The sequence below is a fragment of the Sutterella wadsworthensis 2_1_59BFAA genome (genome assembly GCF_000297775.1).
GTDB lineage: Bacteria > Pseudomonadota > Gammaproteobacteria > Burkholderiales > Burkholderiaceae_F > Sutterella > Sutterella wadsworthensis_A.
In genome coordinates, this window is sequence record NZ_JH815516.1 from 341,620 (window position 1) to 352,570 (window position 10,951).

A 10,951-nucleotide genomic window follows, 5' to 3' on the forward strand; every position below is an offset into this window, starting at 1 on the left:
ATTGGGCAACGATGACGACGATCGCTGGATCGACCGCGATGCGGCGGCTTGTCTGAATCTGTTGTACGCAGATCTTGAAAAACAAATCTACGCCCCGGAACGGATCCGTGAGGCCGTTCTAGCCGGAGTAACAGCCTGGCTTGACGCCGGTGTCGTAGTCATTCAAGCCCGAGAAGGGATCACCGAGCGCGAGTTCGGGAGGTTCCGACGGCGGGGGATTCCGACCCTTGCCGTACAAGGGCTGCGTCAGCAAGGATTTCGTGGTCGGAGTGACAGCAAATCGGGAACAACCCCGAGGCGAAAAGCCTCGACTGTATCGAAACCCTCCCACTTCAGTGGCGAGGTTGTTTAGACACATTTCCACCCGTCGTCCTTTCGGGTCGACACGGGAACGGTCGATGAACCCTACGCCGTCGGCTTGAGCTGCGCCTCGTGCTGCAGGTTCGCCCGGGTACCGGGCTTCGCCGTCAAGGACCTGATCGTTCAGGGCTGATTTACCGGACTGATCCACATGCACGCGGGTCCCGCTTCCGGATTGGATACGGGACCCACGGCGTTGGGGACATGCCCGGACGTCGAAAAGGCCGCACGTCCCTGTGGAGAGATGCGGCCTTCCTGAATGCGCTGTAGGAACGGGGGGGCCCTGCGACTTCGTTAGAAGTGGTAGGAAACGCCGGCACCGAAGCCGTAGGCGATGTCGCCGTCAACCATCGGGCTGTCCTTGATTTCCTTGGAGAGGGAGCGGACCGTGCCTTCAGCGTAGACGCTGAACTTTTCGGAGATGCGGTAGTCGCCGATCAGACGGAAGTACGGGGAGACGCCTGCATCGGCGCTGTAGGCGTCGAGGCCGCTGCGCTTGGATTCGGCGTGGGAGATGCCGTAGTAGTAGTCGTTGAACTTTTCGCTCGTGAAGAGAACGCCGACCTGCGGGGTGACGCCGAAGCCGGCCACGTCGAAGCGCTTCATCCAGCTCACGTCGCTCATGAAGCCCTCGGACTTGCCGGAGATGTCGGCGCCGATGCTGGCCGTGATCTGGCCGAGCTGGCTGCGCCAGGCGTACGTGACGTTGGCGAAGAAGGATCCGTCGCGGTCGTCGAGCTTCTTCATCCGGGCGTCGTCCGAGTCACCGGCGTCAAAGCCGAGTCCCATGTAGGAGACGCCGAGCATCAGGCGGTGGGCGTCGGTCTTGACGAGGAAGCCGCCGGCTTCGAGACCCTTGAAGTAGAAGTGATCGGTTTCAACGTCGACTGCGGGGATCGGCCAGACCTGAGCGTCCGTGTCGCGGTAGCCGCCGTCCCAGACGTGAACGCCGAGACCGGCGGAACCGGTGAATTCGGCGTGGGCGGGAACGGCGAAGGCGGCGCACACGGCGCCGAGAACGGTGGCGGTCTTGAACTTGCTGGCAAGCTTCATGATGTATGTCTTCTTTTGTGGTTTCTTGTGGATTGGAAATCCTAAACCCCTGTCGCACTGCGTCAGGGAGGTATTTGCTGAATGAACGTTTGTTCAGTGAGGCGACACTATACAGCAACGGCGCCTCTCGTACAAAGACGACGAAATGCCGAGAATGCCCTTCCCCCGCTCGTGAAGCGCCGTCGGCTTCACGTTGACTACAGCGGGAATCACGAATCGGACGTCTTCCCCTCTGCGAGAGGCTCCGGCAGTAGATCGGCCTGTTTTCAGCGCCAGTCTGGATCCCGGAACTAAGGGATTTCCCCTAGCTTGCACAATTCCTGCTTGCGGCGTGACTTTTTTGCCACACGTCCAATTCAAGAACTTTGGGCAAGTCGTTGAGAGAAACGGGCAATGACACCAAAGCCGTGAGGTGCAGAATTCCCTGCATGAAGGAGGGCGGGCCGAGTGCCGGAGCCGTCCGCAACGCACACACCACGAACAAGGAGACCGGCTCATGCAGTCCTTCACCTACCATTAACCCACGAAGCTTCATTTCGGCGTCGGCGCCGTGGCCGACCACATGGCTGACGAACTTACCTCACGCAGGTATAAAACGGCGCTCGTCGTCACGGGCGGCGGCAGCGTGCGCCGCAACGGGGAGCTCGACGCAGTTCTCAAGGCCCTTGAAGCTGCAGGCGTTCGTGTCGTCGAGTTTTCAGGGATTGAGCCCAATCCGCGCGTGACGTCGGTTGACCGCGCTGCTGCCCTCTGCCGCGCTGAAGGCGTGGATCTCGTAGTTGCCGTCGGCGGCGGTCTGACGATGGACGCCTCAAAGGCGATCTGCGCGGCGGCCGGACATGACGGACCTGCCTGGGAGCTCGTGCTCGACAACAGTCTCGTGAAAGACGCCCTTCCCCTCATGACCGTCAACACCATCGCGGCCACGGGGAGCGAATACGACAACAGTGCGGTCATCTCGAACATCGAGACCAACGAGAAGCTTCCGCTCGCGAGCGACCTGCTCTGGCCCGTCGTCTCCTTCATCGATCCGGCCTATACGATTACGGTTCCCGCTCGCCAGACCGTTGCGGGCTACTGCGACATCATGAGCCACTACCTGGAACAGTACTTCGTGAAGGACATCTCTCCCGTCGCCGAAGGTCTCATCGAAGGCATCCTGCGTACGGTGATCCGCAACACGCCCGTCGTGCTCGAAAATCCTGCCGACCTCAACGCTCGATCCGAACTTCTCTGGGCGAGCACGCTCGGCTGCAACGGCATCGACAACACGCACTTCGAGGCCATGGCCGAGCACATCGAGAAGCACTGGTTTGCGCCGCTTGAAGCCTTTCCTGTTCCGTTCTCGAGGAAGGACGTCGTGGAGGTGCTGAAGCGCTGCCTCTGAGAACCCTGAAAATCTGAAGAAGCTCCCGCCCTTTTGCTCGATCGGTTTGGCGGGTGAGAGCAAAGGAAACGCCGCCAGCGGAGAGTATCCACGGCGGTCTTTCTCATCCCACGCTGTTGGGCATGCTCCTCTTCCTTCCTGACAAAGACAATCGCCCGAACGTCGTCAAACGTTCGGGCGAGGTTGGAGGTGACAGTTCGAGTTGAGCCGTCAGCTCATCCCATGGACGTCACTCTTTCGTCACGTAGATCAGAACGCGTGCCTCACGCCGATGGTGGCACGCCAGTCTTCGTCAAGGGTCGCGCCTTCGGTGCGTTCGACGTCGGCCCAGAAGTAGGTGTTGGGCGTCAGGTTGAAGTTGGCGCCGATGCCGTATTCAACCCAGGTGTCCTTGCCGTCCTCTTCGAGCGTTGCGCCGTTGGCGCCCGTGATCTTGCGGTCGCCCGCAAACTCATGGACTGCGGAAACGCGCAGGTAGACGTCGCCCTTGTTGTTCGGGCACTTCATGCCGGTGGCGAAGCCCACGCGGCCCATGAAGCTGTTCATGGAGTCAAACGTGTAGGAGGCCGTGCCGAGGTGAAGGTCGTCCTCGTCGATGTAGGTCCACGTCAGTTCGCTCTGCGGCTCGACGTAGAACTGCTCGGAGAGGTTGAAGCGCCAGCCGAACTCACCCGACAGGCTGTAGGCGTAGTTTTCGAGCGTGCCCTTCTTCGCGGCGCCGTCGGCCGTGACGTCGGTCTCGGCCTTCGCGACGCGAGCGATCACGTCGGCGAACATGCCGTTGTCACCGTACCAGAGGCCGTAGGCGGAAAGCGACCAGGCGTCCATTTCGGCGGAACCGCGCGTGAAGTCGGCGTCACCGTTGGTGTAGCTGCCGGCAAAACCGACGCGGAAGTTCTGGTTCGGCACCAGCGTGTCGACGCCGACCTGGATCGTGTTGAAGTCGTTTTCAACGGCACCGCCCGAGAGGCGGCCGCCGTCCCAGCGTGCCCAGGCGCCGGTCGTGCCTTCAGCGGAACGGACGTCGCCCATGCGCTTCCTGATGTCGTTCGAGAGGATGCGGTTGAGGCTGAGCGTCGTGGCGCCGTTGAGCGTGAGGACGTCCTGCATCAGGGTGTTCGTCTTCGTGACGGTGTTGCCCTGCTGGTCGACGATGATTGAGCCGTTGTAGTCGCCTTCCTTCACTTCGCCCGTGATCGTGGCACCTTTAGCATTGATGCGGTCAAGCATCTTGGCGGCTTCTTCGGTCGTCACGTAGTCGGCGGTCTTCGAGGCTACTGCCTTGAGTTCCTTCACGGTGTTGGTGGTCGCCGTGAGCCTGTTCTCGCCAGCGGCGTCCATGACGATCGTGCCGTTCTTGCCCGTGAGCGAGGCAACCGTCACGTTCTTGTCCGTGGCGGAAATGTCGACCGTGGCGTTTTCAACGACGAGGGCGTCAACGGAGCTTTCGCCCTTGACCGTCCAGACGGCGTTTTCCTTGAAGGTGAGCGTGTTGTTGCCCTTGTCAGCCGTGGACTTTTCGATGTTCGCCTGGCCCGTGAGGAAGGAGTCCTTGCCGCTGAAGGTGAGCGGCATGGAGGCTTTCTTCTGAATCGTCAAGTCGCCCGTGACCTGAAGCGTTTCGGACTTGATGGTCGAAGTGCCGGCCTTGGCAACGACGTCGCCGGTGATGGCCGTCTTCTTCGTGTTGACTGTAAGAACGGGGTCCGAGTCAGAGGATGCAGACTGACCGTCGTAAATGTTCAGCGCGGAGATGTCCTTCTTCTTATTGGTCTCGCTTTCCGTCACCTTGACCGTGAAGACGTCGGCATTGACGGTGACGTCGCCTGCGCTCACCGTAAAAGCGCCGGTCTTGCGCTCAATTCCACTTTCGTCTTCAGGCAAATTGATGTTGGCGTCGACGTGAAGCTCGCTCACGTTGAAGGTTGTTTTGGAGGGATGCTCCGCATTTGCGGCCTGACTCACAAAGGCGGTGCGCTTGTCCGACGACAGGTAGACCTTGCCGCCGCTAATGTTCAGCTCCCCGCCGTTTTGGTTGATCGCGTTTCCATGATTGTTGACGGAAGTGGTTGAGACGTTCAGCACGGCAAAATCGGTGATGTTGATCTTGGTCTCTGTTCCGTAAACGTAGATCGCTGCCTCATTGGTGCTTTTGATGTCAATGATCCCCTTGGTCGGATCATTGGTGGCAATATCAAGCTTCGTGCCATTGTCTTCAGACCAGATGCAGAAACCATTCTTGCTGGTCAGCGCAATATTGTCGGCCTTCAGGCTGGACCCGCTGTCAACACCAAATGCCATTTGGTCTTTACCCGTCACCGTGAGCGCAAGATTACCCTTGCCATGGATGGTAAGGTTCTGGAACGCATAATCGCCGCTCTGGGTGCCCTTGTCATTCTCGACGCTGCCGTCGGTGGTGATCGTCAGGTTATGGCCGTTGAGGTCGATGTTTGCCTTGTAGGCAATGGACTCAGTCATGCCGTCGAGCGTGTAGTCACCGCCGAGCTGGTACTTGCCTTCGAGGAGCGGGTCGATACCCTGACCTTGAAGAATTTTGACGTTCGTGTCTGCAGAGCAAGCGGTGCCCATGGAGAATGCCGAGGCAAGGGCGACGGCGAGGATTGTCTTTTGCATAAAGCCTCCGAGTAGGGGCGAACCCTCATGAAGAATTCCGCACTTAACGAGAACGGTTTCGGGTTCGCCTGTTTCGCATACCTCTATTTTTAAAGAAATTGCCGACGGGGGGGGGGAAAAACCCTTAGATTGTTGTCTTTGCTCTACCCTGTTCGTGCCGCGAAACTTCGGAGAAGAACCCGAAAATACGATGAGAGAGGCGTTTTGGAAATTGACATCCAATACCTTCAATGTCAATTGGTCTCACCAGACGTTAGTCCAGACGAAAGGCGGATGTGTCGCCTTTTTGACACTGAGGACAACATCCGTCTCTTCCTGAAGAATGTTTGAGATGGGATGACTGTGAGGTTCCGTCGTTCTCCTCTTTGCTCCGATATGTTCATGCAGGGCTGCCCGGCGGGTGCGCGGCAATGACGAGGGGCCACGCGGACTGGACAGGATGGGAAGGAGAATGGAGGGATCGGGCATTACCCGGCGTGGCGCAACCGTGCCCTCAGGATACTGTGTCCGGTGATCAGAAGAGTCCCTTCGCTAGCTCGGGCTTGGCGGGATAATCGTGGATCTCGGTTCGGATCTTCGCAATCAGTGCCCTTCTCGACGCGCTGGCGTCTTCAACGTTGACATGATTCCCGAGCGAGGCGTTCACGGCGATGCGGTTCTTGAGCCGTTCGACCACCTCGATGACGAGTTCGGGCTTGCTGTTCTTCCAACCGGTTCCGCTGTATTCGTCCCGGGGCACGGTCCGGAAGAAGTCGCCCTTGCTGTCGATGCCGAGCGTCACGGCGCCGATCCTCATGCGATAGTCCTTGCGCTTCATCAGCGCCTCGATCTCGGCCGCCTGAGCAACCGCAGGTGCAACCATGACGGCGATGCTCGTGCCGTCGACAATGATGTCGAAGGTCTCGGACAGATAGTTGGATCCCTTCTTGACGAACGCCTCGCCGCTCGACTTGGCCATCTGGTCCACATAGACGGCGACAGCTTTGTCAACCTCCGCTCGCCTGATGCCCGGCACATGGACGCGGGTGACCTCAACCGTCGGTTCGTCGGGACTCAGGTGCTTGAAGTGATACTCGACAAAGTCGGCATAGCCGTCAGGACGCAGCTTGAAGCTGTCGGAGACCTCGCGGTTGGGCCTGAAGACGTCATATTTCTCGCTCATGACGACCGTTCCGTTCTGCGTGAACGGAACGCCGAAATCAACGAGTCCCGGAATACGGCACCATGCGTCAAAACCTGAGGTTGCGAACAGAAGAGGCCTGAACGCTTAGACGCGCGACAAAGATGGGGGCCTCTTTACCCCGAACATTTTGGACTCATAAAACCTCAGGTAGAGCAGAGGTAATGGCGCTGTTATCATGCAGATAGAGAGAAATTGAGCCGAGATCCTACACTTTTGCGGCAAAAGTTGCTATCCTTATCTTTTCCCTTAATGCCCGCCAACGCCGGCACAAAATCCTGCGCCCGAGGTCCGAATGCGTTCGAGCTCAAGCTCACGCCTGGCCAGTCGGGCGCTCGTCTTTTTGGAGAACAAGAATGACCAATACCGCCGCCCCTCTCGAATCGTTTGGCAAGATCTTTCAGGGCGATTTCATTGACCGCAACGGCATGAGCCTGCTGCAGCTCGCCTCCGCCTCCGGCATCCCGGTCGCCGAGATCGAAGCCATCATCAAAGACGAACGTCCGCTCACGGACGACGATGCCGAACGCTTCGGCCGCGTCTTCGGCGTCTCCGGGGAGTATTTCAAGAACCTGTACGCCCAGTACGCCAAGTAATGGCTTGAGAGGACTTGCCGTCAACCTACCCTCTTGTTGTTATCGATGGAAACCTAAAAGGCAGGCTGTCCACCTGACCCTGCCCTTTTGTTTTCTTCTGGGTTCGGCTGCACTTTTCAGCACGCTGACGAATAGCTTGTTTGTCCGTCACATAGTCAGCAGTCTTGTGTCTCGGCCGTCGAGCTCCGAATGAACTTCAAGTGAGTCCTGGTGCCAAGCGGGCTGCCTTGTGGAATCCAAGACCAGCCAACTGTTGTTCTGATCCCTGACACTTGCTTCGAGTCTGCTCATTCGCAGGATAGCCACTTGTCTGCAGAATCCCGGAAAAGGTTTCGACAGCAATCTTGCTACGCATCATTAGGTGGTGACCGCTCCCCGTCCGATTTGAAAACAAATCGGGCGAGGCTTCCTGCTTCTTCAACATAGCCCGGACAATCGTTCGGGTCTTACATGTCTCCACAGGCTTCAGCTCGTAACGTTACGAGCGCAAGACGGTCATCCCAGCCGCCTTCAACATTCTTATGCCTTCCTGTTTGATATTCAGGGAGGCGTTTAGGTCTCGGTCATGATGTGCGCCGCAATACGGACACGTCCAGCTGCGGGTTGCAAGGCTCAGGTCCTTGAGCTTGTGACCGCAAGCGGAACACGTCTTCGAAGACGGATAGAAGGTGCCGATCTTTGCAAAGATCCTGCCTTCATGCTTCGCCTTGTATTCGCACTGGCGCATGAATTCACCCCATCCTGCATCGGCAATCGCCTTTGCAAGATGAGATACAGCGCCTTGTTGAAGCAGAACCGCACAGCACCGAAAAGGCCGGCCAGATATTTCTTATGGTCGGGTGTCGGATAGAGTCGAACTCGGATGGCGCGGATCATTCGTGATAGAGGCAGGAAAGGAATTGATATTTGATTATATGAGGCTTCCTATTTTGGCGTATGCCTCGCATTTCGCCGTCTTTTCCGCCATTCCTCCCCGCCTCACCGAGGCGAGGGTTCCTGGCGGATTTGGCTGAGTCAGCCGTCAAATCTGGACGCACATGATTCAGCTTCATGAAGTCCATGATCCTGATTGATTCGACGGATTCTGTTCATTGGACAAGATTTGGATCATCCGCAATTCGATATTTTCCGGAAATCGTCGACAGGTCCCGAAGAGTACGAGAATATGACGGAGATGCAGGATCGTTGTGCGGTTCGTAGTAAGGTTGATCCTGTATGTCGAGAAGACCACAGACGAGGTCAAAAACCATGTCGTTGGTGAAAAATTTGCCGACGTTCTCCTTCAGCGCCTGAACTGCCTCCGGTGCCGACTGAATGAAACCATCAGAGAATGCGACCCACAAGGGAATTCTCACCATCTTCCAGGTGAAGGGATCGAGTGTATGACCGTGTTTCGGATCTTCGCCATGGTCTGAAAAGAAGAGAAGTGCCTGAAAATCCGACCTGGTTCGGAGATATTCGTATACCTGTCGTGTGAAATCGTCGCTGAAGCGGACGGCATTGTCATAATCCTCGCTCGGTTCGCCGTCCCGAGAGGCATACGAGGACGGATATCGCTGTTCATAGTTGCTGTGACAACCAAGGACATGCAGAAAGACCAGTTGTTTGGCTTCGTGGTTCACAGAAACAGCCGCAGGAAGCCTCCGAATTCATTCGGATGGAGGAATGCGGCAAACCTCTCTCTTCCAATCTATTTAGTTGTCCCCGATGAAAGGCGTGTGTCTTTCCACCCCCTGTGCTAAGGTACTCCCATGAGCACGAAATCCTTCATCATCAATCTACCGATCATCACCGGAGATCAAGACCGCCGTCGGCTGCGCAAGAGCTTCAGCTTCGGCTGCAACCTTCAGAACGCCGTCATGGGTGGTGGATGGGATCGTGTTCTGATACATGGTCAGCTCCCTTTTTGCAAGGGTTGGGTGTCGCTTTTAGGGTACAGCTTCCCCCTGAGGGCGCGCAAACCCAAACGCGCGCCCTCATTCAATTCCGTGGCGAAGCCACATTCTGAAAACGTAACTCGATGGTCTGAAGCTCCGGCGTCGCGTGTTGGCGCACGAATAGGCTAAATTCCCCATTCTCCTGCCTGGAAAGCGCTTAGAGAGACGCTCGAGAGCCTACATCGACTCGCGCACAATTAGCTGTCATCAGTCTTCGATCCCGTCCAAATCTTTAGCGCGGAACGCGCTAGTGACTTCGTTCAGACTTCTACCAGAAGAACCGCTTTCAACAATAATCGAAGTTGAAGAAAGGGCTTCACTGAAATACATCCGCGGTCAGGAGGCATTCATTCCTAAGCCTCCGCCGACATAGTGAGATTCGGGACAATAGAGGTGCTTTATAAAAATGGCGTGATTAATGCCATCAAGGCGATATCACATCAGAACACTCAGCATCACTCTATTGCGTTGAGCACGATTCATCACTAGTAGTTGCCTTCGTAGTCCTTGGCGGAATATTGCCGATGATCGCTATGCGCGATCCGTACCTTTAACGGCTCGGTACGGGTGTGTAATCTACCTTGTCCTTCATCAGGCGATAAACAATTCTGGCGATCTTGGCTGCAATTGCACAGACAATCACACCTCGTTTCTTGCCGCTGTCTCGCAACTTTCGAACCCAATCGCCAAAATTCCCTTTCAGCTTATCGGCGTGCATGAGTATTACCTGTCCGCATTGCACCAGATTCGCTCGCAGCCTCTTGGGGCCGCATTTTGTGATGCCGTTTAGCGTGGTGTTGCCACCGGTGCTGTTCTGCTTTGGAACAAGCCCAATGGAGGCGGCAAACTGCCCGCTGTTTTTGAACCGCCCGATGTCGCCTCCGATGTGCACCAACATTCCGACTGCCGTCTGAGCACCAACCCCCGGTACGGTCATAATGCGTTGGGCGTCGTCATCCGTCTTGGCGATCTCCTCCATGCGCTTTTTGGCTTCCTCCTCTTGCTCGAACAGGTTGAGCCACATCTCGCGTCGTCGGAGAAAAGACGACATCACTTCCTCAGGAATCGGTTCCACATTCTTTTCAAGGTGAGCCATCATGCGAGACTGGATGAATTTTTTCGACTTGGGTCCGGGACAGCCGAACTCTTCGAGACCGGCATGGATCTGATTCCCCACCTGGATCCGCAACTCCTGAATGCTCTTGTACTCGTTCTGAAGGAATTGCAGCGACTGTTGGCGTTGATTCTTCACGAAGACGAATTTGGTGCCGGGGACGTAGAGGAGCCTGGCAATGTAGTCCGCATCTCGAATGTCGTTCTTTTGACAAACATTGCGCAATGCCTTGACATCAGCCCCTTTGACGAGCCGGGTGTCATGGCCGAGATCGGCAATGTCACGTGCGCGAACATGGCAACCTTTGCATGACTCCATCAGGACAACTGCAGGCTGTGCGTTTGCAAGCCATTCCATAAGGTGCGGGTAGGCCCAGTTGGCTTTGGTGAAGCAGATCTTGTTGTCGGCATTGTATGCAACAACGTCGCAATGGTCTTTGGCCAGGTCGATGCCGATCGCAACGGCAATCTTGCGTTTCTCAAAAACTTGTGTAGTATTCATGACGAAGCACTCCTCTTATCGTTTGAGTTTTCACTGGACTCATTGGCACTTAGATGCCGCGGTACTCTCGGCCAGAAGCGAGATTTAAGAGAGAGTGCTTCTTTTGTTTGCAAGTTGTCAAGTTCTGCATTGATGGTCTCCGGTGTTCGATGCCCCTTCTGGAGCTGACCATCTAATTAAAATGCGCGC

7 protein-coding genes and 3 pseudogenes are annotated in these 10,951 nt (G+C 56.5%); 3 read left to right on the forward strand and 7 right to left on the reverse strand.

The genetic code is table 11. From position 1 onward, the window contains the following. Positions 1 to 352, forward strand: a pseudogene (locus HMPREF9465_RS13725) (hypothetical protein); the annotation flags it as partial. A 302-nt stretch (positions 353 to 654) separates the two neighbouring features. Here HMPREF9465_RS13725 and HMPREF9465_RS07280 read toward each other — a convergent pair. After that, the gene (locus HMPREF9465_RS07280) at positions 655 to 1,413 is read right to left on the reverse strand and encodes a MipA/OmpV family protein (protein WP_005435548.1); all 759 of its coding nucleotides are present in this window, start codon (positions 1,411 to 1,413) and stop codon (positions 655 to 657) included. A gap of 532 nt (positions 1,414 to 1,945) precedes the next feature. Here HMPREF9465_RS07280 and HMPREF9465_RS07285 point away from each other — a divergent pair. After that, positions 1,946 to 2,800, forward strand: a pseudogene (locus tag HMPREF9465_RS07285) (iron-containing alcohol dehydrogenase); the annotation flags it as partial. 249 nt (positions 2,801 to 3,049) lie between these two features. Here the strand turns inward: HMPREF9465_RS07285 and HMPREF9465_RS07290 are convergent. Next, complete coding sequence (locus tag HMPREF9465_RS07290) at positions 3,050 to 5,434, reverse strand: autotransporter outer membrane beta-barrel domain-containing protein (protein WP_005435550.1); 2,385 nt, start codon at positions 5,432 to 5,434, stop codon at positions 3,050 to 3,052. A 514-nt stretch (positions 5,435 to 5,948) separates the two neighbouring features. Beyond that, positions 5,949 to 6,596 carry a hypothetical protein gene (locus tag HMPREF9465_RS07295; protein ID WP_005435551.1) on the reverse strand — a complete coding sequence of 216 codons (648 nt, stop codon included), beginning with the start codon at positions 6,594 to 6,596 and terminating at the stop codon, positions 5,949 to 5,951. Between the two features lie 374 nt (positions 6,597 to 6,970). On the opposite strand from HMPREF9465_RS07295, the gene HMPREF9465_RS07300 reads away from it, so the two are divergent. Beyond that, positions 6,971 to 7,210: a helix-turn-helix transcriptional regulator gene (locus HMPREF9465_RS07300; protein ID WP_005435553.1), complete on the forward strand. Its 240-nt coding sequence runs from the start codon at positions 6,971 to 6,973 to the stop codon at positions 7,208 to 7,210. A gap of 478 nt (positions 7,211 to 7,688) precedes the next feature. Here HMPREF9465_RS07300 and HMPREF9465_RS07305 read toward each other — a convergent pair whose 3' ends face one another. The 4 genes and pseudogenes from HMPREF9465_RS07305 to HMPREF9465_RS07315 form a co-directional block, all read right to left on the reverse strand. Continuing rightward, positions 7,689 to 8,036, reverse strand: coding sequence for an RNA-guided endonuclease TnpB family protein (locus HMPREF9465_RS07305; protein ID WP_331270984.1), 348 nt, complete (start codon positions 8,034 to 8,036; stop codon positions 7,689 to 7,691). Next, positions 7,994 to 8,086: pseudogene (locus HMPREF9465_RS14050) on the reverse strand (helix-turn-helix domain-containing protein); the annotation flags it as partial. The pseudogene HMPREF9465_RS14050 and the gene HMPREF9465_RS07305, both read right to left, overlap by 43 nt. A gap of 212 nt (positions 8,087 to 8,298) precedes the next feature. Continuing rightward, positions 8,299 to 8,832 carry a sulfatase-like hydrolase/transferase gene (locus HMPREF9465_RS07310; protein ID WP_038006971.1) on the reverse strand — a complete coding sequence of 178 codons (534 nt, stop codon included), beginning with the start codon at positions 8,830 to 8,832 and terminating at the stop codon, positions 8,299 to 8,301. A gap of 865 nt (positions 8,833 to 9,697) precedes the next feature. Then, positions 9,698 to 10,762, reverse strand: a complete 1,065-nt coding sequence (locus HMPREF9465_RS07315) for an IS110 family transposase (RefSeq protein WP_005435559.1) — start codon at positions 10,760 to 10,762, stop codon at positions 9,698 to 9,700. Positions 10,763 to 10,951: the final 189 nt, after the last annotated feature.

Bases quoted from the DNA above. Each gene is read 5' to 3' on its own strand.
- HMPREF9465_RS07280 (WP_005435548.1), bottom strand. From the start codon at position 1,413: ATGAAGCTTGCCAGCAAGTTCAAGACCGCCACCGTTCTCGGCGCCGTG.
- HMPREF9465_RS07290 (WP_005435550.1), bottom strand. From the start codon at position 5,434: ATGCAAAAGACAATCCTCGCCGTCGCCCTTGCCTCGGCATTCTCCATG.
- HMPREF9465_RS07295 (WP_005435551.1), bottom strand. From the start codon at position 6,596: ATGAGCGAGAAATATGACGTCTTCAGGCCCAACCGCGAGGTCTCCGAC.
- HMPREF9465_RS07300 (WP_005435553.1), top strand. From the start codon at position 6,971: ATGACCAATACCGCCGCCCCTCTCGAATCGTTTGGCAAGATCTTTCAG.
- HMPREF9465_RS07315 (WP_005435559.1), bottom strand. From the start codon at position 10,762: ATGAATACTACACAAGTTTTTGAGAAACGCAAGATTGCCGTTGCGATC.